The following is a 22,920-nucleotide window of genomic DNA, read 5'->3' as shown; positions in this document are numbered from 1 at the left end:
CCAATCGAGGGGACTATCATCGGGCATCATGCCTCGTTACGCGCTTCTGATCCTGCCTGCCTTCAACCGGGTCTACGGTGAGAGCTCCATCCGGCTGACCCGCAGTGAGCTGGCCGTCTTCAGCGCGCGTGCCCTCGGCGGCGAGGTGCTGGACAGCGAGGAGACGCGGATCGGCGGCGTCCCCTACGTGACGTTCGAGACGACCCGGCCGCTGGACGACGCCGACCTCGGGCTGCTGTCCAACCTCTCCTCCGTCTACGCCGTCTTCGGGATGGAGGGCGAGCTGCTCAGGCCGCAGGCCATGCGGCCACGCGACCGGCTGAGCAGCGACCTGATCACCATCCAGAAATACGCCGGCAAGACCAACGAGCACTTCACCAAGCTGCTGCTCAACGTCACCGCGCTGGCGGGCGACAAGGGGCTGGGCGACGGGCTGTCGGCGTTCGACCCGCTGTGCGGCCGCGGCACGACCCTCAACCAGGCCCTCATGTACGGCTACGACGCCTACGGCATCGACGTCGACGCCAAGGACTTCGAGGCCTACACCGGCTTCGTCAAGACCTGGCTGCGCAACAAGCGGCTCAAGCACACCGCCGAGACCGTGCCGGTGCGCCGCGAGCGGGCCCTGGCGGGGCGGCGGTTCAACGTCACCTTCGGCCTGTCTAAGGAGGCGGTCAAGGCCGGCGATGTGCAGCACCTGACCGTGGTCAACGCCGACACCCTCAAGAGCCGCGAGTTCTTCAAGCCGCGCTCGTTCGACCTCCTGGTGACCGACGCCCCCTACGGCGTCCAGCACGGCAGCAAGGGCGGCGCGGGCCTGTCCCGAAGCCCCCTGGAGCTGCTCGCGCGGGCCGTGCCGGTCTGGGCCGAGCTGCTGCGGCCGGGCGGGGCGATGGGCATCGCCTGGAACACCTACGGCGGCAAGAGCGCGGAACTGGCGGGCATCTTGGGGGGCGCCGGCCTCGATGTCGTGACTTATCCAGACTTCGAGCATTGGGTGGACCAGGCGATCGTCCGCGACATCATCGTCGCCCGCAAACCCGCCTGAGAGGTCCCAGGAAGCGAGGAATCACTCGGGCAGGTCGAATTCGAACGGCCTCCCCAAAGGTGCGCCTCATCGCGCTCATCGCGGCGCCACGTGCCCGGTCAGAACCGGTGTCGTCCCACCGAGCACAGCCCCGGTGGGATCAACCGACGAAGACGGCCAGCGGCTTGGCCACCCAGCCCTGCTCCTCCACCAGCGCCAGCAGCTCACCCTCCGGCCCGAACACCCCGATCGGGCCCTTGCCGAGCCCGGCCGCGGGCAGCCGCCCGCCGTGCCCGATGACGCGGGCCTCCTCGGCCGTGACGTCCCGGCGCGGGAACGCCGCCGCCACCGCCTCGCCGATCGGCAGGATCACGCACTCCCCGGCCAGTTCCTCGATGCTCTTGGCCAGGGACAGGTCGTAGGGTCCCACCCGGGTGCGCCGCAGCCGCGTCAGGTGCCCGCCCACCCCGAGCGCGGCGCCCAGGTCGCGGGCCAGCGCGCGGATGTAGGTGCCGCTGGAGCAGGTCACGACCGCGTCGACGTCCACGACGTCACCAGCCGCCCGGATGTCGAGCACGTCGAACTGCCGCACGGCGACGGGCCTGGCGACCAGCTCGACCTCCTCGCCCGCGCGCGCCTTCTTGTAGGCCCGCTGGCCGTTCACCTTGATCGCGCTGACCTGCGGCGGGATCTGCATGATCTCGCCGGTCAGCGCCGCGACGCCCTTGTGGATCTTAGCCTCCGTGACACCGGCCGCCGAGGCCGTGGCGGTGGCCTCGCCCTCGGCGTCATCGGTGTTGGTGCTCACGCCGAGCCGGATCGTGGCGGTGTAGACCTTCTCGGTCAGCGTCAGGTGCCCGAGCAGCCTGGTCGCCTTCTCCACGCCGATCACCAGCACGCCCGTCGCCATCGGGTCGAGCGTGCCGGCGTGCCCCACCCGGCGGGTGCCCGCGATGCGCCGCATCTTGGCCACCACGTCATGGGAGGTCCATTCACCCGGCTTGTCGACGATGATCAGACCGCTCTCGGCCATCAGGAAACCTTCCCCAGCTCGCGCCGGAACTTCGCCATGGTCTCCTCCACGGTGTCGTGGGAGGTGTACCCGGCCGCGTTGTGATGCCCGCCGCCACCCAGCGCCGCGCACACGGCCGCCACGTCGGCGGTGCCCTTGGACCTGGTGGACACCTGCCAGTCGCCCTGGTCGTCCTCCTTGAGCACGACCGTGACCTCGGCCTCGTCGGTGCGGCGCACGATGTCGATGATCCCTTCGAGCTCCGCGTACGGCAGCCCGTACGCGGCCCGGTCCACCCGCGTCACGTACGTCCACACCAGACCGCCCTCCAGCTCCACCCGGTCGAGGGCGGCGGCCAGCACCTTGAGGTAGCCGAACGGCGAGCGGTCCCACAGCTCGCGGGCGATCTCGTCGGTGTGCAGCCCGGTGGCCACGAGCCTGGCCGCCATCTGGTGCACGGCCGGCGTGGTCGAGGAGTAGCGGAACGACCCGGTGTCCGTCACCAGACCCGCGTACAGGCAGGTGGCGATGTCCCGGTCGAGCCGGCCGCCGAGCCGGTAGACGAGCTGCTCGGCCAGCATGGCGGTGGCGGCGGCATTGGCGTCGATGAGGCTGAGCGTGCCGAACCCGGCGTTGGACGGGTGGTGGTCGACCACGACGAGCTCGCGCGCCACGGCCGCGTTGGGGCCCAGCAGCCCGAGCCGCTCGAACGTCGAGGAGTCGAACACGATCATCAGCTCGGGCGCGGCCGGATAGTCCGACGGCGGCACCAGCATCTCCTGCCCCGGCAGGAACCGCAGCAGCCGCGGCACCGCGAAGTGCCGGTCGCCGAACGACGCCACCACCCGCTTGCCCATCGAGCGCAGCACGAACGCGACCGCCAGCATCGAGCCGAGCGCGTCGCCGTCGGGGGTGACGTGGCAGGCCAGCGCGACCTCGTCGGCCTGGCTGATCAGGCGCAGTGCCCGATCCCAGGAGGACTCCGGGATCGGGCAGGTGTCCGCCGGCCGCGCGTCCAGGCGCGCCGGGCGATCGGCCCGGTCGCGTACGTCGGGCGTCACGCCTGGTCTTCCCTACTGACTTCCGAGCTCAGCTCGGACACCGCGTCGACACCCTCCTCGTCGGGCTTCCTGTAGGGGTCGGGCTCGCCCGCGTACGACGCCGTCTGGGCCTGCCGCGCCACCTCGGCGTCGCGCGCCCGGGCGGCGTTGATCAGGTCGTCCAGGTGACGGGCGCTGTCGGGCAGCGGGTCGTGCTTGAACGTCAGCGTAGGGGCGAAGCGTACGCCGGTCTGGCGGCCCACCTCGGAGCGGATGATCCCCTTGGCGCTTTCGAGGGCGGCGGCACTGTCGGCCCGCTCGGCGTCGGAGCCGAACACCGTGTAGAACACCGTCGCATCGCGCAGATCGGCGGTGATGCGGGTGTCGGTCACGGTGACGAAGCCCAGGCGCGGATCCTTGATCCGTCGCTCCAGCATCTCGGCGACGATCTGCTGGATGCGATCGGCGAGCTTGCGCGCTCGTGCGGCATCCACCATGTTCGCTCCCCCTCACGCACGACCTGGCCGTGCAGTCGTTCAATCTTCGTCGTTGTAGAGCTGATGCCGGGCCGACAGCAGCTCGATCTCGGGGCGGAAAGCCACCATCCGCTCGCAGGCGTCCAGCAGTTCCTTGCAGTTACCCGCGGAGGCGGACACTACCGCCACGCCGACCTCCGCCCTGCGATGCAGGTCGAGATGGCCGGTCTCAGCCACCGCGATGCTGGGGTAACGGCGCTGCAGCTCGGCGATCAGCGGCCGTACGACAGAGCGCTTCTGCTTCAGCGATCTGACGTCGCCGAGCAGGATGTCCAGGGTCAGAGCACCCACATACATCGTTGTCAACCACCGCTTGGCCTGGTGTGGTGAACGCACGCCCGGCCTGCTGCGGTGGGAACCAGGCCAGGGCGTGCGAGAGGCGCCCGGCGGATGTCCCGCCGGGCGCCCGGCCGCGCGTCACACGCGCGGCTTCTCCCGCATCTCGAACGTCTCGATCACGTCGTCGATCCGGATGTCGTTGTAGCCGACACCGATACCGCACTCGAAGCCCTCGCGGACCTCGGTCGCGTCATCCTTGAAGCGACGCAGGGACGAGACGGTCAGGTTGTCCGCGATGACGACGCCGTCGCGGATCACCCTGGCCTTGCTGTTGCGGACGATCACGCCGGAGCGGACCAGCGAACCGGCGACGTTGCCGATCTTCGGCACCTTGAAGACCTCGCGGACTTCGGCGGTGCCCATCTGGACCTCTTCGAACTCGGGCTTGAGCATGCCCTTGAGCGCCGCTTCGATTTCCTCGATCGCCTGGTAGATGACCGAGTAGTAGCGGATGTCGACGCCCTCGCGCTCGGCCAGGTCGCGCGCCCGAGGCTCGGGGCGGACGTTGAAGCCGATGATGACCGCGTTGTCGTCGGCGACGGCCAGGTTGACGTCGTACTCGGTGATCGCGCCGACCGCGCGGTGCAGGACACGGAGCCTGACCTCGTCGCCGACATCGATCTTGAGCAGGGCGTCTTCCAGGGCCTCCACCGAACCGGAGACGTCACCCTTGATGATGAGCTTGAGCTCGTCGACGCGGCCCTTCTCGAGGTTGCTGAACAGCTCCTCGAGGGTCAGGCGGCGGCTCGACTTCGCCATGTCGGCGCTGCGCTTGCGCGCCGCGCGCTGCTGGGCGATCTGCCGGGCCATCCGGTCGTCGGTGACCACGATGAAGTTGTCACCGGCGCCGGGAACGGCCGTCAGACCCATCACCAGGACCGGACGGGACGGCGTGGCCTCCTCGACCGCGTCGCCGTTGTCGTCGAGCATCGCGCGGACGCGGCCGAAGGCCTCGCCACACACGATCGAGTCGCCGACGCGCAGCGTGCCGCGCTGGACCAGGACGGTCGCGACAGGGCCACGGCCCTTGTCGAGGTGAGCCTCGATCGCGATGCCCTGAGCGTCCATCGTCGGGTTGGCCCGCAGGTCGAGCTCGGCGTCCGCGGTCAGCAGGATGGCCTCGAGGAGCTCGTCGATGCCCGTGGAGTTCTTCGCCGAGATGTCGACGAACAACGTCGAGCCGCCGTATTCCTCCGCCACCAGGCCGTATTCGGTGAGCTGGGCCCGAACCTTGTTCGGGTCGGCGCCCTCCTTGTCGACCTTGTTGACCGCGACCACGACCGGCACCTCCGCCGCCTGGGCGTGGTTGAGGGCCTCGATCGTCTGCGGCTTCACACCGTCGTCGGCCGCGACCACCAGCACCGCGATGTCGGTGGACTTGGCGCCTCGGGCACGCATGGCGGTGAACGCCTCGTGACCCGGGGTGTCGATGAAGGTGATCTTCCGGTCTTCGCCCTCGTGCACGGCGGCGACCTGGTAAGCACCGATGTGCTGGGTGATGCCACCCGCCTCGCGCGCCACCACGTTGGTCTTGCGGATGGCGTCGAGCAGCTTGGTCTTACCGTGGTCGACGTGACCCATGACGGTCACGACCGGCGGACGCGCGGCCAGATCGGCCTCGTCGCCCTCGTCCTCGCCGAACTCGATGTCGAAGGCCTCGAGAAGCTCGCGGTCCTCCTCCTCCGGGCTGACGACCTGGATGTTGTAGTCCAGCTCGGCCCCGAGCAGCTGCAGCGTCTCCTCGTTGACCGACTGCGTCGCGGTCACCATCTCGCCCAGGTGCAGCATGATCTGCACGAGCGAGGCCGGGTTCGCGCCGATGCGGTCGGCGAAGTCGGACAGCGACGCACCGCGCGGCAGGCGGATCGTCGCACCGTTGCCGCGAGCGACCTGCACACCGCCGATCGCCGGCGCCGACATGTTGTCGAACTCCTGGCGCCTCTGGCGCTTGGACTTGCGGCCACGCGCGGGACGGCCGCCGGGGCGCCCGAAGGCTCCCGCGGTGCCACCGCCACGGCCGCGACCGCCGCCACCGGGACGACCGCCGAAGCCGCCGCCACCGCCGCCGGGACCACCGGTGCCGGTGCGCTGGCCGGTGCCGCCGCCACCCGGGCGACCGGCGAAACCGCCGCCGCCACCACCGGGACGACCGCCACCGCCGCCGCCACCGGGACGGCCGCCGCCGCCACCGCCGGGACGACCGCCGCCGCCACCACCGCCACCGCCGGGACGGCCACCGCCGCCACCACCGGGACCGGCAGGACGACCCTGCGGCATCATCATCGGGTTGGGACGCGGGCCACCCGGACGGGGACCACCGGCGCCGGGACCCGGACGCGGGCCGCCGGGGGGCGGGCCCGGACGCGGGCCGGCCGCGCCGGTCCTGCCCTCGCCACCGCCACGACCCTGCGGCGGACGTGGCATCGCGCCGTCGCGCGGCGGACCGTCACGACGCTCACGCTGGCCGGGACCGCCACCGCCCTCGCGGTTGCCGCCCGGACGCGGCGGACGGGACTGACCCATGCCGCTGGCGTTGGAAGAGAACGGGTTGTTACCAGGGCGCGGACCACGCGGACCGGGCTTGGGACCCGCTCCGGGGCGAGCGCCACCGCCGCCACCGGGGCGCGGCGCCTGCTGGGAGCCGCCACCGGCACCCGGACCGCCCGAACGAGGCGCCGGGCCGGGCTTGGGGCCCGGACGGGGCGCGGGCCCAGGCCGCGGGCCTGGGGTCGGACGAGCGGGCGCACCGCTCTCGGGACGGGTGGGCGCCCCGCTCTCAGGACGAGCGGGCGCGCTCTCGGAACGAGCGGGCGCACCGCTCTCGAAACGCGCCTGCGGAGCCCCGGAAGTCTCACCGCGCGCGGCCTCAGGCTGCTGCTGCGGCTGGTGAGGCATCGGCACCGGCGGGCGCGGCTGACCGCCACCCGCGGGGCCTGGACGCGGACCGGGCTTGGGACCCGGACGCGGTGGGGCGGGGACCGACGCCTGTCCGGCGCCGTTACCGGCCTGGCTGTCCGCCGGCCGGGGAGCAGCCCTTGGCGGCTGCGGCTTGTTGGACGGCTGACCGCCGCCCCTCGAGGGGCCACCCTTGGATGCCCCCAACGCTTCGGTGAGCCTGCGGACCACCGGCGCTTCGATGGTCGAGGACGCCGAACGGACGAACTCTCCCATCTCTTGGAGCTTGGCCATGACGACCTTGCTCTCTACGCCGAACTCCTTAGCGAGCTCGTATACCCGGACCTTCGCCACTGCACTCCCTTACTCGGCCCGGGAGGCTGGCTGTGCCGTCCGGACCGTCGCTACCTTGACGTCTTCATCGCCGCGTGCTCATCAGGCGCTCATAGCAATCTGACTCCGCCCATCAACTCGGCGTCCTACATGACATTTCGTGGTTCTCCCTCCAGGTGCGCCCGCACGGGCGACACGTCAAGCGGCCCCGGCACGCGGAACGCGCGCGGAAACGCTCGGCGCCGCTCGGCAAGCTCCAGACAGCTCATGGACGGGTGCAGCGATGCACCTCGGCCAGGAAGCCGTCCTCGCAGGTCAAGGACCACGTGGTCCTCGACCCTCACCAGGCGGAGCAGCTCGGACTTAGCCGTGCGAACCCTGCAGCCCACACAGGTGCGCTGTGGGACCGCTTGGCCACCATATTCCAGCTTACCGTGTTGACGCATCTACGGAACCGGCGGCGTCCTCGGCTTGTGTATCGGGCCGGATGTCGATCCGCCATCCTGTGAGTCTCGCGGCGAGCCGGGCATTCTGCCCCTCTTTCCCGATGGCCAGCGAGAGCTGGTAATCGGGTACGGTCACCCGGGCCACACGCCCGTCGAGATCGAGAACCTCGACATGGGAAACGCGGGCGGGCGACAGGGCATTCCCCACGAAGTCGCCGGGATCCTCCGACCAGTCGATGATGTCGATCTTCTCGCCGTGCAGCTCGGTCATCACGTTGCGCACGCGCGAGCCCATCGGCCCGATGCAGGCGCCCTTGGCGTTGACGCCGGGCTTGCGCGACCGGACCGCGATCTTCGTACGGTGGCCGGCCTCGCGCGCCACCGCCGCGATCTCCACGGTCCCGTCGGCGATCTCCGGCACCTCGAGCGCGAACAGCTTCTTCACCAGCCCGGGATGCGTGCGCGACAAGGTGACAGAGGGGCCCTTGTGACCCTTCTTCACCTGCACCACGTAGGCGCGGATGCGCTCACCGTGCACGTATTCCTCGCCGGGGACCTGCTCGGCGTGCGGCAGCACGGCCTCGATCTTGCCGAGGTCGACCAGCACCACGCGCGGGTCCTTGCCCTGCTGGATGACGCCGGAGACCAGCTCGCCCTCGCGGCTGGCGAACTCACCGAAGTTGATCTCGTCCTCGGCGTCGCGCAGCTGCTGCAGGATGACCTGCTTGGCGGTGGTGGCGGCGATCCGGCTGAAGTTGTTCGGCGTGTCGTCGAACTCCCTGACGACCTCGCCCTCCTCATCCAGCTCGGCCGCCCAGATCATGACGTGGCCGCTGCTGCGGTCGAGCTCGGCCCGCGCCTTGGAGGCGGCGCCGTCGGTGCGGAAGTAAGCGATCAGCAGAGCGTCCTCGATCGCCTTGACGACCAGGTCGAAGGAGATGTCCTTCTCCCGCTCCAGGCTGCGCAGGACGCTCATGTCGATGTCCACGACGGCTCCCCCTTAGCCTTCGTCGCCGTCGACGTCGTCGTCGAATCGGCGGAATTCCACCTGTACCCGTCCCCGGGTCAGGTCTTCGTAATCAAGCCTGTGTGCCGCGCCCGCGACGTCGAGCTCGACGCCGCCCTCATCGGCGGCCATGATGCGGCCCTCCACCACGGTGCCGTTCCTCAGCTCCGCCTTCACCAGCCGCTTGGCCGCACGGCGCCAGTGGCGCGGCTCGGTGAGGGGACGGTCGACGCCGGGCGAGGAGACCTCGAGCGTGTAGGCACCCTGGCCCATCGAGTCGTCGTCGTCCAGGGCCGCGGAGACGGCCTGGCTCACGTCGGCCACGTCGTCGAGGCTCACGCCGCCGTCGCGGTCGACGATCACGCGCAGCAGCCGTCTTTTACCTGCCTGGGTGACCGTGATGTCCTCCAGGTCGAGGCCCTCCGCGCTGACCACGGGCTCCAGGAGCTTCATCAGGTGGTCGCGGGGTGATGCGCTGCCCATATCGACCTCCCCTATTGTCATGTCTCAGCCGGGCGGACCTCGCCACTGGCTCCCCGCCGCCTGGCCGCTCAGCCAGCGACGACAGTTGACACCCTATCCGTATGAGGGCACGGAAAGAGCGCCACTCGTCACGGTCGAATGGCGGAGCGTCGCCGGACGGCGATCCGGGGCACTGGCCGTACGATGCTACCGAGGCCCCCGACAAGGGCCGGCATCAACTGGAGGTTCGAGTCCGTGCGCCCGCGTCAGCTCTCCCGGCGAGCCCTGCTGGCGGGCGGGGCGGCCGCTCTGACCGCCTGCAGCGCGTCGGACCCGCCACAGCCGTCCGCCCCGGCTCCCGACTCTCCGGAAACCGTCCTGCTGAAGGATCTCATCGCCGAGAAGGAACGTACGGTCGCGCTCTATTCGTCCCTGATCTCGGGCGGGGCCGACAAGCTGGTGCCGTTCCGGGATCGGCACCAGGCCCATCTGAACGAGCTGCGCAAGCACGTGAAGGCCGGCACGGCGCCGCCGTCACCGTCCGCCAGCGCGACCGCCACCGCCAAGGCTTCGCTGGCGCGGCTGCGCACCCTGGAGCGCAAGGCCGCCGCCGAGCGGACGCGCCAGCTCGACGGCGTCTCGCCCGGGGTGGCCCAGCTCATCGCCAGCATCGGCGCCTGCGAGGCCGCCCACGCCGTCGCCCTGCCGAGGTCGCTGTGAGTGTTGTGAGGACCGTCCGCGACAGGACCGCCGGGACCGCCGGCGACGTCGAGAAGTTGCGCAAGGCGCTGGCGGCGGAGCACGCCGCGCTGTTCGCGTACGGGCTGCTCGGGGCGCGGACGTCGGGATCGCTGCGCGACAAGGTCAGCGCGGCCTTCGACGCGCACCGGGCCAGGCGTGACCAGCTGCGCGCGTACATCACGGCGCGCGGCGGCAAGCCGGCCGAGCCGGACGCCTCCTACATGCTGCCGTTCTTCCCCTCCGACGCCACGCTGGCCGCCAAGCTGGCCGTGCACCTGGAGACCGGCGTCACGGCCGCCTACCTGGAGCTGGCCGCCGCCGAGGAGGCTGCGCTGCGCCGCTATGCCGCGCTGGCCATGCAGGAGGCGGTGGCCCGCTCCTACTCCTTCCGTCCCGCCCAGCCGGCCGCCTTCCCCGGCATGCCGGTGGCGGCGGCCCCGTCGGCCTCGCCCTCAGCGGGACAGGGCGGAGGGTAGATCGGGCCCGAGGATCCCGGAGCGCCCGACGTGCCGGGCACCCGGGGCACGGGTCAGGAACCGATGCGCGGGCTCCGGCCGGTACGGTCCGTCCGGGATCTCCTCGCCTCGATCCTCGTCGCCAAGGGGTCCGGGCCGGCCTTACCGGTCACCTGACACCGCGCGCCACGCACGGCGCCCGGAGGGCCGTACGTGGCGCTGACGATGGGGAGAGCGGGGTCAGCCGTTGACGGCCGCCAGGATGCGCTCGGCGGCCTCGGCGAGGGGGATCTCCGACTTCTCGCCGGACACCCGGTCCCGCAGCTCCACCACGCCCTGCGACAGCCCGCGCCCGACGACCACGATCGTCGGCAGGCCGAGCAGCTCGGCGTCCTTGAACTTCACGCCGGGCGAGACCTGCGGCCGGTCGTCCACCAGGACCCGCAGCCCGCGCGACTCCAGCTCCGCCCCGAGCTTCAGGGCGGCCTCCACCTGGTTTTCCTTGCCCGTGCCGACGATGTGCACGTCGGCGGGCGCGACCTCGCGCGGCCACACCAGCCCGAGCTCGTCGTAGGCCTGCTCGGCGATGACCGCGACCGCGCGGGACACGCCGATGCCGTAGGAGCCCATGGTGATGCGGAGGGGCTTGCCGTCGGGGCCGAGCGCGTCGAGGCCGGCGGCGTCGGCGTATTTGCGGCCGAGCTGGAAGATGTGGCCGATCTCGATGCCCCGGTCGATGGACAGCGCGGACCCGCAGCGGGGGCAGGGGTCGCCGGCGCGCACCTCGGCGGCCTCGATCGTGCCGTCGGGGGTGAAGTCGCGGCCCGCGACCACGTTGGCGGCGTGCTTGCCGGCCTCGTTGGCGCCGGTCACCCACGACGTGCCCGTGACGACCCGGGGGTCCACGAGGTAGCGGATGCCGAGCTCGCGCAGGATCTGCGGGCCGATGTAGCCGCGTACGAGGCCGGGGTGCTTGGCGAAGTCGGCGGCCTCGAAGATGGCGGGCTCGCCGGGCGACAGCACCGCCTCCAGGCGCTTGAAGTCCACCTCGCGGTCGCCGGGCACGCCGATGACCAGCGTCTCGGTCTTGTCGGAGCCGGGCGTGGCGACCTTGACGACGACGTTCTTGAGCGTGTCGGCGGCGGTGACGGACAGCCCGTGGTGCTCGTTGACGTAGGACACCAGCGTCTCGATGGTCGGGGTGTCGGGGGTGTCCATGACCCGCAGCGGCTCGGCGTCGTCCACGGAACGGGCGGCGGGCGCGGTGGTGACGACGGCCTCGGCGTTGGCGGCGTAGCCGCACGAGCGGCAGGCCACGAACGTGTCCTCGCCGGTGGGCGTGGGCGCCAGGAACTCCTCGGAGGCCGAGCCGCCCATCGCGCCGGACTGGGCGAAGACGATCTTGTATTCGATGCCGAGGCGGTCGAAGGTCCTGATGTACGTCTCGCGGTGCTGCTCGTAGGAGCGCTTGAGCCCGTCGTCGTCGAGGTCGAAGGAGTAGGAGTCCTTCATCAGGAACTCGCGGCCGCGCAGGATGCCGGCCCTGGGCCGCGCTTCGTCACGATATTTCGTCTGAATCTGGTAAAGGGTGACCGGATAGTCCTTGTAGGAGGCGTATTCGCCCTTGACCATGTCGGTGAAGAGCTCCTCGTGCGTGGGGCCGAGGAGGTAGTCGGCGCCCTTGCGGTCCTGGAGCCGGAACAGCGTGTCGCCGTATTCGGTCCAGCGGCCGGTCGCCTCGTAGTATTCGCGGGGCAGCAGGGCGGGGAAGAGCACTTCCTGGCCGCCCATGCGGTTCATCTCCTCGCGGACGATCCTGGCGACGTTTTCCAGCACCATCTTGCCGAGGGGCAGCCAGGAGTAGATGCCGGGGGCCACGCGGCGGACGTAGCCGGCGCGGACCAGGAGCTTGTGGCTCGGGACTTCCGCGTCTGCCGGGTCGTCCCGCAGGGTGCGAAGAAACAACGACGACATGCGCAGCAACACGGCCACTCCTTGTTCGAACCTGGATGTGAAGGACTACAGGCTATCGAGTCGGAGGAGCGCCGCGCTCGCCCTTATCAGGCACGATCAGGTGCGACCAGGTGCGACCAGCGCCGGATCAGACGGCCAGCGGGATCCACCCGGACACGAAGGCGGCCAGGCCGGCCGTGAACAGGCCCGCCAGCACGGCCGACATCACCAGCGCGCGCACCCGCCCACGGGCGTTCCTGCGCAGCACGAGGACCAGCCCGATGGCCAGCAGGCCGACGGCCAGCGCGGGCACCGGCCAGAACGACCGCTCGTTGTCGATGAACCCCGGCGTCGCCCGGTCGACCACGTCGGCGATCAGCGCCGCGCCGACCGCGCCCGCCGCCACGTCGCCCCAGCGGTCCTCCCTGCGGGTGGCGTACGCGAGCAGGCCCAGGCCGACGAGCAGGACGATGGTCCAGTTGAGCCCGGCGGGGCTGCCGCCGACGATGTCGAAGGCGTCGTGGCCGCTCAGCGCGCCCGCTCCCATGGCCGCCACCAGCGTGGACACCGCCGCCAGGAACGTCGTCACGAGCGCCCACCCGAACCCCGACGCACTGGCGCCGACGACCAGCGAAAGGGCGAGATAGGCGTAGGGGTCGTAGAACTGGCCGATCCATTCCGGGCCGTTCCCGGCGACGAGCATGCCGAGCAGGCCGACGGCCAGTCCTCCTACGAAGGCCGCCAGCAAATGGTGTTCGATGGCGCGCTGCCGCCGGTCGTACTCGGCGAAGTCGGCGTAGTCAATGGTGGTGTTGTTCATCTCTATTCCCTGGTCAACCCCTCCCCCGGAGATGCCTGGGGATGACCACATCCAGATTATGTATCCATCCAAAAAAGGCAAATTTCGGTCATCCGCTAGCCAAAACAAGCAGCCGCTTGGTTAGCTGAACGGGTGGCTCTTGCCGATGACCTCCGCGCCGTCGTCCGCGATTACCTCGCCGCCCGCCCCGGCGCGTCCTGGTGGGAGTTCTCGCGGGACGTGGGGATCGCGGGGCTGCTGGTCCCGGAGGAGTACGGGGGCGCGGGCTGCGGCCCGGCCGAGATGGCCGCCGTGGCCGAGGAGCTGGGGCGGGTCCTGTCACCCCACCCGTTCCTGCAGTCGGCGGTGATGGCCGTCGAGGCGGCTCGGTGCTGCGGGGCGGAGCAGGTGCTCGCGGCGCTGGCCGGAGGCACGGCGAGCGCGACCGTGGTGCTGCCGGGGGACGGTGACCTCTCGCTGGAGGGGGATCGGCTCACAGGGGTCGTGCCGTACGCGCTGGAGGGCGAGCTGGTGCTCCTCTACGCCGGCGGGCTGCTGGTGGAGGCGGTGCCGTGGGGGCGGGAGCCGTACCGGACGATGGACGAGAGCCGGCCGCTGCAGCGGCTCACCTTCCGCGACACCCCGGTACGGCGGCTCGGCGACGGGGGATCGTGGGCCCGCGTCCGCGACCTCGGGATCGCCGCGCTGGCCGCCGAGCAGGTGGGCGGGGCGCAGCGGTGCCTGGAGATGGCGGTCGAGCACGCGGGGCGGCGGCACCAGTTCGGGCGGCCGATCGGGTCGTTCCAGGCGATCAAGCACAAGCTGGCCGACCTGCTCCTCCTCGTGGAGTCCGCCAGGTCGGCGGCCGGGGCGGCGGCCGGGGACGGGGTTTCGGCGGCCGTCGCGGGGTCGTACTGCACGGAGGCGTACCTGGTGGCGGCGGGGGAGAACATCCAGGTGCATGGGGGGATCGGCATCACCTGGGAGCATCCCGCGCACCGCTATCTCAAGCGGGCCACCTCGGACGCGCAGCTCTTCTGCCCGCCCCAGGCCCACCGCGCCCGCCTCGCCGATCACGTCTTCGGGACGAACTGAGGAGCGGGGCGGGGGCGGGCGGAGTCAGCCGCCGAGGAGCTCTTCCCAGGGGTGGCGGGCGTTGGTGCGGCGGGTGGTGTCGAGGGCCTCGGCCAGGCGCCAGAAGCCGGGCCGGGCGCGTACGGTGGCGCGCCCCATCGGGTCGATCGCGCGCAGCTCGAACAGGACGCCCATCACGTCGAGCACGGCCGAGCCGTCGTTGCCCGGCCCCGCCCGGGTGACGAGTGAGCCGTCGAGGCCGGGATCGCGCACCTGCTCGACGAGCAGGGAGGCCACCTCCGAGGCGTACGGCCCGTCGCGCCACTCGATGTGCCAGCTGTGGTCGGACCCGCGCCACCAGGTCAGGTCGCGGCACGACTCGATGAAGTCGGCCTCGGTCGCCAGCGCGGCCATCACCCGGCCGAACGCCTCATATCTGCGGGCGCTGGTGAGCGAGAGATCGTCGCCTTGGTCCGGGAACGTGCCGCCCTTCGGCCGCCGCAGCGCGTGCTTTCGCTTCACGAGCATCCACTCTGATCGCCGCCGCGCCCTTCCCGCAAGTCTTTGCCGCTGATACGCTCTACCAAGCGAGCGCTTGGTTTCCTACTTCGCCGGAGGCGCGATGACGTCCCTACGGATCAGCCTGGGGTATGAGCTGGAGGTCCGCGGTCGCACTCGCGCCGTCGAGCAGCAGGCGTTCCAGAACGTGATCGACCAGGTCGTGCTGGGCGACCGGCTGGGCTTCGAGGCCGCCTGGTTCGTGGAGCACCACTTCACCAGGGGCTTCTCCCACTCCTCCGCTCCCGACCTGGTCCTGGCCGCCATCTCGCAGCGCACCGAGCGCATCCATCTGGGACTCGGGGTGGTGCTGCTGCCCTTCCAGTCGCCCATCCGCACGGCCGAGCGCGTCGCCACGCTGGACGTGCTGAGCGGCGGCCGGGTGGAGTTCGGCACGGGGCGGGGGGCCTCACCCCTGGAGTACCAGGCGTTCCAGCGGCCGTTCGAGAAGTCGCGGCAGATCTGGGAGGACTCGCTGGAGGCCACGCTGGCCATCTGGCGGGCCGACGGGGAGCCGGTCAGCCGGTCGAACGAGTTCTTCGAGATCCCCGACGTGGCCGTCTACCCACGCCCGGTCCAGCAGCCCCATCCTCCGGTGTGGGTGGCCTCGACCTCGCTGGACGGCTATCTGGCGGCCGCCCGGCACGGGTACAACCTGCTCGGCATGACGATGCTGAAGGGCATCGACGACGTTGCCGCCGACATCGCGAAATATCGAGAATGTCTGGCTGAGCATGGCTTCGACCCGGCCGAACGGCGCGTCGCCCTCATGATCCCCTGGTTCGTCGCCCCCACCCGCGACGAGGCCACCGCCACGGCCGCCGACCCCGTCCTGTGGTACATCCGCCGCCAGGTCAACCTCGTCACCCCGCCCGACTACTACGACGCCCGCCACGCCACCCACCGGGTGCTGGGGCAGCTCGCGGCCGGGATGCCGCCGGAGGAGTCCATGGCCACGCTGCGCGAGCACCTGATGGTGGTCGTGGACGACGTGGCGGGCTCGCGCAAGGCCCTGGCCAGGATCGCCGACGCCGGCGCCACGGATCTGATCATCCAGGCGCAGGTGGGCGGGCTGGCGCACGAGCGGGTGTGCGACGCGATGAAGCTCTTCATGACCGAGGTCGTGCGGTGATGGCGGGAGTCGCCAGGCGATCCGGTCGGTGCACGGTTCTGGACGAGGTGGTGGTCTGATGGCGCGCTGGCTGACTCGGGACGATCTCGGGGGTGCCGCGGGCTCCGCCGCCGGGCTGCTGCTCGTCTCCCCCGACGTGTCGAGCGCGTTCCCGCTGTCCCCGGACGACCGGGCGGCCGCGACCGGGCTGACCGGGGCGGCGCTGCGCGAGGCGGGGGTCGGTACGGACGACCGGGTCGTGGTGGCCCTGGCCGAGCCGGCCGGCGCCCTGTGGGCCGCGGCGGCGGCGGACGTGGCCCAGGCGGCCGCCTGCGTGGGCCCGCGCGGCCGGATGCGCCTGCACCACGCGCTGTCCGCGCTGAAGGCCACCACGCTGGTCGCCACCCCGACGGGGGCGATGGACTTCCTCGCCCGCCTGCACCTGGAGTTCCTGCTGGACCCGCTGGACCTCGGGCTCGGGAACATCATCCTGACCGGCGAGATCGCCTCCAGGCGGACGCTGGGGCACCTGGCGGGCGAGTTCGGGGCCCGGGTCACGGAGGTGCTGGCCAGCCCGTTCGGCGGGGGCGCCCTGGCGTGGCGCACGGCCGAGGAGGAGCCGCTGAAGCCGCTCGTGGACGGCGTCCTGGGACTGGCGGCACTGGCCGAGGACGGCACGGCGGACCCGGCGGCGGGGCTCGCCGAGCTGGTCATCACCCCGCACGGGCACTCGACGCTCGGCGACGCGGTGCTCAGGACCGGGCTGGTGGCCAGGACGGCCGGCCCCGACATCCCGGCGCCCGCCCACACCGTCGGCGAGCACGTGCTGGTCAGAGGCGTGTGGCTGGCGCTGCCGCGCATCGGGAAGGCGCTGTCGAAGATCGACGGCGTGGCGGGGTGGGAGCTGGCCGTCAGCCGGCAGGGGACGCTGGACACGGCGGCGCTCACGGTGACGTTCGGCAGGGAGAGCCTGGTCGGCAACCCCATGTGGAAGGCGCGGATCGAGCAGGCCGTACGCGCGCTGACCCCCGTCTCGATCAACGTGGAGATCGCCCAGAAGGTCTCCGAGACCCCTTCGCCCGGCACCGTGAACGACCTGCGCGGCCACCACCTCGGAAGGAACCGGGCGCTCATCACCTAGACCACCAGGGGGCAGCCAATGGGATCCATGCCGGACTGGGGGACGCTCCCCCGCATGCTGCGCGACCAGGCCGAACGGCATCCCGACGCCACGGTGGTCGCCGACGCCTCGGGCGCGCGCCTGACCCTGTCGCAGCTGCGGGACGCGGCGTCCGGGATCGCCCGCGGTCTCATGGCACTCGGCGTCGCCCCGGGCGACCGGGTGGCCATGTGGGGGGTGAACTCGGCGTACTGGGTGGCGCACGCGTTCGGGATCTGGGACGCGGGCGCGGTGATCGTGCCGCTGTCGTCGCGGTTCAAGGGCATCGAGGCCGCCCAGCTCATCCGGAAGACCGGCGCGGAGGTGCTGATCACTGGCGCGGGCCCGTCGGACGCCCCGCTGGCGGGCCTGCTGCCGCCGCTGCCCGGTCTGCGTCACGTCGTCGTGCCCGAGGACTCCGGGTTACCCGGCCTCGGCGCGCTGGTCTCCCTGAAGGAGGCCGAGGAGCGGGCGCTCGCCGTCCGTCCCGGGGATCTGTGCGAGATCATGTCCACCTCGGGCACCACCGGCGCCCCCAAGGGCGTCATGATCGACCACTCCCAGGTCCTGCGCGGCTACTGGGACTGGTCGGAGATCGTCACGCTGGACGAGCACGACCGCTACCCGGTGATCGCCCCGTTCAGCCACGGGTTCGGGCTGAACGCCGGGCTCGTCGCCTGCGTGCTGCGCCGGGCCACGATGTTGCCGATCCCGATCTTCGCGCCGGACGCCCTGATGTCGCTGATCTCCTCGGAGCGGATCACGGTCCTGGCCGGGCCGCCCACGCTGTTCCACCGCATCCTGGACGAGCTGGACCGGGGCTCCTCGGACGTGTCGTCGCTGCGGGTGGCCATCTGCGGGGCGGCGGCCGTGCCGGGCAGCCTGATCGAACGGCTGGTCGAGCGGGTGGGGCTGGAGCGCATGATCAACGCGTACGGGCTGATGGAGGGCACGGTCGTGTCCATGACCAGGGCCAGCGACCCCATCGAGGTGATCGCCCGCACCACCGGCAGGCCCGTGCCCGGCATCGAGGTGCGGGTCGTGGACGACGACGGGAAGGAGGTCGCGCCCGGCGAGCGCGGCGAGATCCTGCAGCGCGGCTACGGCGTGATGCGCGGCTACTGGGACGAGCCCGCCAGGACGGCCGAGGTGATCGACGCCGACGGCTGGCTGCACACGGGCGACGTCGGCGTGCTGGACGAGGCCGGCAACCTCGCCATCGTGGACCGCAAGAAGGAGCTGTACATCGTCAACGGGTTCAACGTCTCCCCCGCCGAGGTCGAGTCGCTGCTGCTGCGGGAGGGATCGCTGGCGCAGGCCGCGGTCGTGGGCGTGCCGGATCCGGCGTCGGGCGAGGCCGGGCTGGCCTACGTCGTCCCGCGCCCGGGCGTCGCGGCCGACCCCGGGGCCCTGCTCGCGTGGGCGCGGGCCAACATGTCCAACTACAAGGTGCCCAAGCGGATCGTCGTGCTGGACGCCCTCCCGACGAACGTCAACGGAAAGGTGGACAAGCAGGCGTTGCGCCGGGCTCCGGGGACGGCTCAAGGCGAGTAGCGTGGAAGTGCGCCCTTCGCCCCAGGAGCTGCCATGTTGCGCCTGCTGGCTGGTGAGGCCGCACGTAGGTTCGGGGAGCGCGCGGCCGTGGTCACCGGCTCCACACAGCTGTCCTTCGCCGACCTGGACCGGCTCTCCGATCAGGTCGCCGCCGGGCTGGCCCATCGCGGGATCCGCGTCGGCGACGTCGTGGTCCTCGCCCTGCCCGACGGGCCCGAGTTCGTGATCTGCTACGTGGCGGGCGCCAAGATCGGCGCGGTCACCGCGGGCGTCGGGATCGAGCGCCTCGAGTTGCCGGCCATGCTGGATCCCGCCCTGGTCATCACCGTTCCCCGCGTGCTGCCGCCGCCGGCCGGGCTCGACGTGGTCACGCTGCCCGTCGATCCGGGCGGGCGCGGGCAGGGTTACGACCCCGTACGGCTCGGCGGCCTGCGCCGGGCCGAGCCGCCACCGCCGCCGTTCCCGCCGGACCCGGCGCGGCCGGTCGTCATCACGTTCACCTCGGGCACGACGGGGCCGCCCAAGGGCGTCGTGTTCGGCAACCGCCAGCTGGAGGCGATCCGGGCCCACGGTGCCGGCGTCCGGTGGGGCACGGGGGACGCGCGGCTGGTGCCGTACCCGCTGGGCCGGCTGGGGTTCGCCACCCGGCTGCCGGTGTTCCTGCAGACCGGCAGGACCTGCCACGTCGTGCCCGAATGGAGCCCCGACGCCGCCCTGCGGGAGATGCGCGGCCACGGAATCCGGGTGCTGCAGGGCAGCCCGTACCAGCTGGCCGAGGTCCTGGCCTGCGGCGGGGACCTGCCGGCCCTGGCGCTCATCCTGTCCAGCGGCGCCCCCGCCGGTCCGGAGCTGATCAGGGCGTTGCGCCTCAGGTACGGCGTGCCCGTCTGCAACCGCTACATCTGCACCGAAGCCGGCCTGGGGCTCGGCACCCGGCCCGACGACCCCCCGGAGGACGCGGAGGTGAGTGTGGGCAGGCCGCGCGGTGGTGTCGACCTGTCCATCAGGGACAGGGAGGGCCGCGTCCTGCCCTTGGAGGAGCGGGGCGAGGTGCTGCTCCGCTCGGATGCGGTGATGAGCGGCTACGTTGGCAGGAGCCCCGATCACGCGGTATTCGCCAGGGACGGGTTCATCCGCACCGGCGACCGGGGATACATCGATCACACTGGCCGGTTGCATCTGGTGGGACGCGTGCCCTGTGTAACACAATCACCGGCATAGGGAGGCAGCGTGACGTTGCACGTGGCGGTCATCGGTTCGGGCCCTGCCGGGATCTATACGGCCGAGGCACTGGTCAAGCAGTCGGCCGAGCCTGTCGAGGTCGATGTTCTCGAACGCCTGCCGACCCCGTACGGACTCGTCAGATACGGCGTGGCGCCCGACCACACGTCCATCAAGTCGATCGCGAACTACCTGCGCAGGGTGCTGGAGCTGCCCCAGGTGCGCTTCCTCGGCGGCGTCACGCTCGGGTCGCACCTGTCGGTTCAGGACCTGCTCGGCGTCTACGACGCGGTGGTCTACTGCACGGGCGCGATGGTCGACAGGAAGCTCGGCATCCCCGGCGAGGACCTGCCCGGCAGCGTGGCGGCGACCGACTTCGTCAACTGGTACTGCGGGCATCCCGACGTCGATCCCGACCGGTTCACGCTCGACACCTCCGAGGTCGCGGTGATCGGGGTCGGGAACGTGGCCGTGGACGTCGTGCGCGTGCTGGCCAAGACCTCCGAGGAGCTGCGCGCCACGGACGTGCCGCACGAGGTGCTCGAACGCCTCGGCGAGAGCGAGGTGAAGGCCATCCACATGGTCGGCCGCCGCGGGCCCGAGCACGCCAAGTTCACCCTGAAGGAGCTGCGCGAGCTGGGCGACCTGGCCAACGCCGACGTCTGCGTGCGCCCCGAGGAGGCCGTCGTCGCCACCGGCGTCGACTTCCCGCGCCAGGTCCAGGGCAACATCAAGGTCCTGCAGGGGTGGGCCGCCCGCGAGCCGGTGGGCCGCCCGCGCCGTCTCGACGTGCGCTTCTGGATGCGGCCCGTGGAGATCCTCGGCACCGAGCGGGTCGAGGGGCTCAAGCTCGAGCGCACCCGGCTGTCGGAGGAGGGGCGCGTGGTCGGGACGGGCGAGTTCGAGACGCTGCCGGTGGGCATGGTGCTGCGCTCGGTGGGTTACCAGAGCGTGCCGCTGCCCGGGGTGCCGTTCTCGGAGGAGACCATGACCGTGCCGAACGAGGCCGGGCGGGTGCGCGATCGCGAATACGTGGCAGGCTGGCTCAAACGCGGGCCGACCGGGGTGATCGGCACCAACAAGTCCTGCGCGGCCGACACGGTCCGCACGCTCCTGGCCGACCTGGAGGGCGGGGAGCGGGTGCCCGGCGGAGGCATCGACGCGCTGCTGGCCGCCCGTGAGGTGACGCCGGTGACGTACGAGGAGTGGCTGGGCATCGAGGCGGCGGAGGGAGAGCTGGCCCGGACGCTGGGCCGGGGCGAACGCGTCAAGCTCGTCGGTCTGGAGGCCATGCTCCGTGCCTGCCGTCCCTGAGGGCTTCGCGGAGGCGTACCGGCTGCAGCAGGCCCGCTACCCCGCGGCCGAGCCCGGCCGGCAGCCCGTCCACACCGTCTACGTCCCCGCCGACCGCTTCTCCGCGCGCACGGTCGCCGAGTGGGGCGACCAGGCGCTGTCCCTGGTCAAGGCGCACCTGCCGAGCCCCGGCGAGCTGGCCGAGGTCTTCGGCGTGCCCGGGGCCCTGGGCGCGGCCGTGCACGAGAGGGTGGTGCGCAAGCTCTCCACCGAGCCCGTCGAGGACCTGCGCGTCGACTTCGAGGACGGCTACGGCGTGCGGCCGGGACCGGTCGAGGACGAGCACGTGGAGCGGGCCGTCGAGGCGATCGCCTCGATGCACGCGGCCGGGACGCTGCCGCGGCGGTGGGGCCCCAGGGTGAAGTCGTTCGCCGACGGGGACCCGGAGCGGTCGGTGCGGACGCTGGAGGGGTTCGTCACCGGGGTGATGGCGCGGGCCGGGGAGCTGCCCGCCGGGTTCACGGTGACCTTTCCCAAGGTGCTGATGGAGGCGTACCTCGGGCAGTTCGCGGCCGTGCTGGAACGGCTGGAGGCGGGGCTCGGGACGCGGCTGCGCTTCGAGATGCAGGTGGAGGCGCCGCAGACGCTGCCGTTCCTGCGCGGCGACCTGAACGAGTCGCTGGGCGGGCGGCTGGCGGCGGCGCATTTCGGGGTCTTCGACTACACCGCCGCGATCGGGCTGCCGCCGCACGAGCAGCGGCTCGACCATCCGGCCTGCGACCACGCGCGGCACGTGATGCAGACGGCGCTCGCGGGGACGGGGGTGGAGCTGTCGGACGGGTCGCTGGCGTCCTCGCCCGCCTCCGACCGTACGGCGGACGTGCACGCGTTGTGGCGGCGGCACGCCGAGCTGGTCAGGCACTCGCTGGGGCACGGCTTCTACCAGGGCTGGGACATGCACCCGTCACACCTGGTGAGCCGGTTCGCCACCGTCTACGCCTTCCACCTGGCCCGCTACGACTCCTACCGGGAGCGGGTGCGGGCCTGGGAGGAGCGGCGCTCGGCCGGGGGCGGGGTCATGGACGAGCCCGCCACGATCCGCACGCTGGCCGCCGCCCTGCGCCGCGCGGACGCGGCCCTGCCCTGACCGCGGGGGCCGCCCTGATCCTTCAGTCGCGCTCGACCAGGGCCCGCCACTGGCGGACCAGGCGCCACTCGACCGGGTCCGACCAGCTCGCCCGTACGGCCGAGCCGACGTGGAAGGCGCGGATGCCGTAGTCGAGCAGGGCCGGCACGTGGGCCGGCTTCAGGCCGCCGCCGGCCAGCACGATCGAGCCGTCGCCGGCGTCGGCCCGCGCCTTCAGCGTCGGCAGGCCCTCCCCCACGCCGGCGGGCGAGCCCGAGGTGAGCACGGTGGCCAGGTTGGGCAGCAGCCGCACGGCCCGCCAGGCCGCCTGGACGTCGGCGGCGTGGTCGACGGCCCGGTGGAAGGTCCACGGGAGGGGCGAGACGGCGTGGATGAGCGCCTCGGTGGCCGTCAGGTCGACCGCTCCCGCGCCGTCCAGGAAGCCGAACACGAATCCCGCCGCACCGGCCTGCGCCAGCGCCTTGGCGTCGCGCCTGAGGCGGTCGAGCACGTCGGGGTCGGCGACGAAGTTGGCGTCGCAGCGAAGCATCACCATCTGGGGGAGGGGGCATTCCGCGGCGATCGCGGCAACCGTCTCCGGGGAGGGGGTCAGCCCGTCGGCCGCCATGTCGGCGACGACCTCCAGCCGGTCGGCGCCGCCCTGTTCGGCGGCCACGGCGTCGCGCACGTTGAGCGCGATCACCTCGAGCAGGGATCCGGTCATGGAGGAGAGGTTATATGGTGCTTTGCCGCTTTGGGCCAGAAAGTGCCGCCTGACCT

General features: G+C 71.8%; 22 protein-coding genes. 10 read left to right on the top strand and 12 right to left on the bottom strand.

Features of this window, described 5'->3' with window-relative positions:
- The first annotated feature begins 28 nt into the window (after positions 1–28).
- Complete coding sequence (locus tag AB0J69_RS43020; protein ID WP_364130420.1) at positions 29–1,048, top strand: SAM-dependent methyltransferase; 1,020 nt, start codon at positions 29–31, stop codon at positions 1,046–1,048.
- A gap of 139 nt (positions 1,049–1,187) precedes the next feature.
- Here the strand turns inward: AB0J69_RS43020 and truB are convergent, their stop codons facing one another.
- From truB to rimP, 8 genes are all read right to left on the bottom strand, one after another.
- Positions 1,188–2,060, bottom strand: coding sequence for a tRNA pseudouridine(55) synthase TruB (gene truB, locus AB0J69_RS43015; protein WP_364130417.1), 873 nt, complete (start codon positions 2,058–2,060; stop codon positions 1,188–1,190).
- Entirely contained in the window at positions 2,060–3,100 is a 1,041-nt protein-coding gene (locus tag AB0J69_RS43010; RefSeq protein ID WP_364130414.1) for a DHH family phosphoesterase, read from the bottom strand. Before AB0J69_RS43010 ends, truB begins: the two co-directional genes overlap by 1 nt.
- Entirely contained in the window at positions 3,097–3,576 is a 480-nt protein-coding gene (gene rbfA, locus AB0J69_RS43005; protein ID WP_364130411.1) for a 30S ribosome-binding factor RbfA, read from the bottom strand. The genes AB0J69_RS43010 and rbfA overlap by 4 nt, the downstream gene beginning before the upstream one ends.
- A 39-nt stretch (positions 3,577–3,615) precedes the next feature.
- Positions 3,616–3,912 (bottom strand): DUF503 domain-containing protein, encoded by a 297-nt coding sequence (locus tag AB0J69_RS43000; protein WP_364130409.1) that lies wholly within the window; start codon positions 3,910–3,912, stop codon positions 3,616–3,618.
- Positions 3,913–4,032: 120 nt separating this feature from the next.
- Positions 4,033–7,203, bottom strand: a complete 3,171-nt coding sequence (gene infB / locus AB0J69_RS42995) for a translation initiation factor IF-2 (RefSeq protein ID WP_364130406.1) — start codon at positions 7,201–7,203, stop codon at positions 4,033–4,035.
- A gap of 125 nt (positions 7,204–7,328) precedes the next feature.
- On the bottom strand, positions 7,329–7,628 hold the full coding sequence (locus tag AB0J69_RS42990; protein WP_364130404.1) for a YlxR family protein: 300 nt from the start codon (positions 7,626–7,628) through the stop codon (positions 7,329–7,331).
- The gene (gene nusA, locus AB0J69_RS42985; protein ID WP_364130402.1) at positions 7,612–8,616 is read right to left on the bottom strand and encodes a transcription termination factor NusA; all 1,005 of its coding nucleotides are present in this window, start codon (positions 8,614–8,616) and stop codon (positions 7,612–7,614) included. The genes AB0J69_RS42990 and nusA overlap by 17 nt, the downstream gene beginning before the upstream one ends.
- Positions 8,617–8,628: 12 nt before the next feature.
- The gene (rimP, locus tag AB0J69_RS42980; RefSeq protein WP_364130399.1) at positions 8,629–9,117 is read right to left on the bottom strand and encodes a ribosome maturation factor RimP; all 489 of its coding nucleotides are present in this window, start codon (positions 9,115–9,117) and stop codon (positions 8,629–8,631) included.
- Positions 9,118–9,351: 234 nt separating this feature from the next.
- On the opposite strand from rimP, the gene AB0J69_RS42975 reads away from it, so the two are divergent.
- Both AB0J69_RS42975 and AB0J69_RS42970 read left to right on the top strand, forming a co-directional pair.
- Complete coding sequence (locus AB0J69_RS42975) at positions 9,352–9,816, top strand: hypothetical protein (RefSeq protein ID WP_364130397.1); 465 nt, start codon at positions 9,352–9,354, stop codon at positions 9,814–9,816.
- Positions 9,813–10,313 carry a ferritin-like domain-containing protein gene (locus AB0J69_RS42970; RefSeq protein WP_364130394.1) on the top strand — a complete coding sequence of 167 codons (501 nt, stop codon included), beginning with the start codon at positions 9,813–9,815 and terminating at the stop codon, positions 10,311–10,313. The genes AB0J69_RS42975 and AB0J69_RS42970 overlap by 4 nt, the downstream gene beginning before the upstream one ends.
- Positions 10,314–10,532: 219 nt before the next feature.
- On the opposite strand, the gene AB0J69_RS42965 is transcribed toward AB0J69_RS42970, so the two are convergent.
- A complete protein-coding gene (locus tag AB0J69_RS42965; RefSeq protein WP_364130391.1) occupies positions 10,533–12,278 on the bottom strand; it encodes a proline--tRNA ligase in 1,746 nt (581 codons plus the stop codon).
- Between the two features lie 115 nt (positions 12,279–12,393).
- On the bottom strand, positions 12,394–13,065 hold the full coding sequence (locus tag AB0J69_RS42960) for a hypothetical protein (protein WP_364130389.1): 672 nt from the start codon (positions 13,063–13,065) through the stop codon (positions 12,394–12,396).
- A 132-nt stretch (positions 13,066–13,197) separates the two neighbouring features.
- Between AB0J69_RS42960 and AB0J69_RS42955 the strand changes: the two genes are divergently transcribed.
- Positions 13,198–14,139, top strand: a complete 942-nt coding sequence (locus tag AB0J69_RS42955; RefSeq protein WP_364130387.1) for an acyl-CoA dehydrogenase family protein — start codon at positions 13,198–13,200, stop codon at positions 14,137–14,139.
- A gap of 24 nt (positions 14,140–14,163) precedes the next feature.
- On the opposite strand, the gene AB0J69_RS42950 is transcribed toward AB0J69_RS42955, so the two are convergent.
- Complete coding sequence (locus AB0J69_RS42950; RefSeq protein WP_364130385.1) at positions 14,164–14,646, bottom strand: hypothetical protein; 483 nt, start codon at positions 14,644–14,646, stop codon at positions 14,164–14,166.
- Positions 14,647–14,740: 94 nt separating this feature from the next.
- On the opposite strand from AB0J69_RS42950, the gene AB0J69_RS42945 reads away from it, so the two are divergent.
- From AB0J69_RS42945 to AB0J69_RS42920, 6 genes are read left to right on the top strand one after another with little or no spacing between them, the layout of a single operon-like run.
- Complete coding sequence (locus tag AB0J69_RS42945) at positions 14,741–15,808, top strand: LLM class flavin-dependent oxidoreductase (protein ID WP_364130382.1); 1,068 nt, start codon at positions 14,741–14,743, stop codon at positions 15,806–15,808.
- 58 nt (positions 15,809–15,866) lie between these two features.
- Positions 15,867–16,928, top strand: a complete 1,062-nt coding sequence (locus tag AB0J69_RS42940; protein ID WP_364130379.1) for a hypothetical protein — start codon at positions 15,867–15,869, stop codon at positions 16,926–16,928.
- Between the two features lie 18 nt (positions 16,929–16,946).
- A complete protein-coding gene (locus AB0J69_RS42935) occupies positions 16,947–18,500 on the top strand; it encodes an AMP-binding protein (protein WP_364130377.1) in 1,554 nt (517 codons plus the stop codon).
- 33 nt (positions 18,501–18,533) lie between these two features.
- Positions 18,534–19,721 (top strand): AMP-binding protein, encoded by a 1,188-nt coding sequence (locus AB0J69_RS42930; RefSeq protein WP_364130374.1) that lies wholly within the window; start codon positions 18,534–18,536, stop codon positions 19,719–19,721.
- 9 nt (positions 19,722–19,730) lie between these two features.
- The gene (locus AB0J69_RS42925) at positions 19,731–21,035 is read left to right on the top strand and encodes an FAD-dependent oxidoreductase (protein ID WP_364130371.1); all 1,305 of its coding nucleotides are present in this window, start codon (positions 19,731–19,733) and stop codon (positions 21,033–21,035) included.
- Positions 21,019–22,161, top strand: a complete 1,143-nt coding sequence (locus AB0J69_RS42920; RefSeq protein WP_364130368.1) for an aldolase — start codon at positions 21,019–21,021, stop codon at positions 22,159–22,161. Before AB0J69_RS42925 ends, AB0J69_RS42920 begins: the two co-directional genes overlap by 17 nt.
- A gap of 22 nt (positions 22,162–22,183) precedes the next feature.
- On the opposite strand, the gene AB0J69_RS42915 is transcribed toward AB0J69_RS42920, so the two are convergent.
- Complete coding sequence (locus tag AB0J69_RS42915; RefSeq protein ID WP_364130365.1) at positions 22,184–22,864, bottom strand: copper homeostasis protein CutC; 681 nt, start codon at positions 22,862–22,864, stop codon at positions 22,184–22,186.
- Between the last annotated feature and the right edge of the window lie 56 nt (positions 22,865–22,920).

The organism is Nonomuraea sp. NPDC049709, from assembly GCF_040674815.1.
Classification (GTDB): Bacteria; Actinomycetota; Actinomycetes; order Streptosporangiales; family Streptosporangiaceae; genus Nonomuraea.
The sequence above is the reverse complement of the archived record's forward strand: the minus strand, read 5'-3'. Positions and strand labels throughout refer to the sequence as shown.

Excerpts from the sequence above, each read along its gene's own strand:
- AB0J69_RS42960 (WP_364130389.1), bottom strand. The coding sequence starts at position 13,065 with ATGAACAACACCACCATTGACTACGCCGACTTCGCCGAGTACGACCGG.
- AB0J69_RS42990 (WP_364130404.1), bottom strand. The coding sequence starts at position 7,628 with ATGCGTCAACACGGTAAGCTGGAATATGGTGGCCAAGCGGTCCCACAG.
- rimP (WP_364130399.1), bottom strand. The coding sequence starts at position 9,117 with ATGGGCAGCGCATCACCCCGCGACCACCTGATGAAGCTCCTGGAGCCC.
- rbfA (WP_364130411.1), bottom strand. The coding sequence starts at position 3,576 with ATGGTGGATGCCGCACGAGCGCGCAAGCTCGCCGATCGCATCCAGCAG.
- AB0J69_RS43020 (WP_364130420.1), top strand. The coding sequence starts at position 29 with ATGCCTCGTTACGCGCTTCTGATCCTGCCTGCCTTCAACCGGGTCTAC.
- AB0J69_RS42935 (WP_364130377.1), top strand. The coding sequence starts at position 16,947 with ATGGGATCCATGCCGGACTGGGGGACGCTCCCCCGCATGCTGCGCGAC.
- truB (WP_364130417.1), bottom strand. The coding sequence starts at position 2,060 with ATGGCCGAGAGCGGTCTGATCATCGTCGACAAGCCGGGTGAATGGACC.
- AB0J69_RS42940 (WP_364130379.1), top strand. The coding sequence starts at position 15,867 with ATGGCGCGCTGGCTGACTCGGGACGATCTCGGGGGTGCCGCGGGCTCC.
- AB0J69_RS42915 (WP_364130365.1), bottom strand. The coding sequence starts at position 22,864 with ATGACCGGATCCCTGCTCGAGGTGATCGCGCTCAACGTGCGCGACGCC.
- AB0J69_RS42950 (WP_364130385.1), bottom strand. The coding sequence starts at position 14,646 with ATGCTCGTGAAGCGAAAGCACGCGCTGCGGCGGCCGAAGGGCGGCACG.
- AB0J69_RS43000 (WP_364130409.1), bottom strand. The coding sequence starts at position 3,912 with ATGTATGTGGGTGCTCTGACCCTGGACATCCTGCTCGGCGACGTCAGA.
- AB0J69_RS42930 (WP_364130374.1), top strand. The coding sequence starts at position 18,534 with ATGTTGCGCCTGCTGGCTGGTGAGGCCGCACGTAGGTTCGGGGAGCGC.
- AB0J69_RS42945 (WP_364130382.1), top strand. The coding sequence starts at position 14,741 with ATGACGTCCCTACGGATCAGCCTGGGGTATGAGCTGGAGGTCCGCGGT.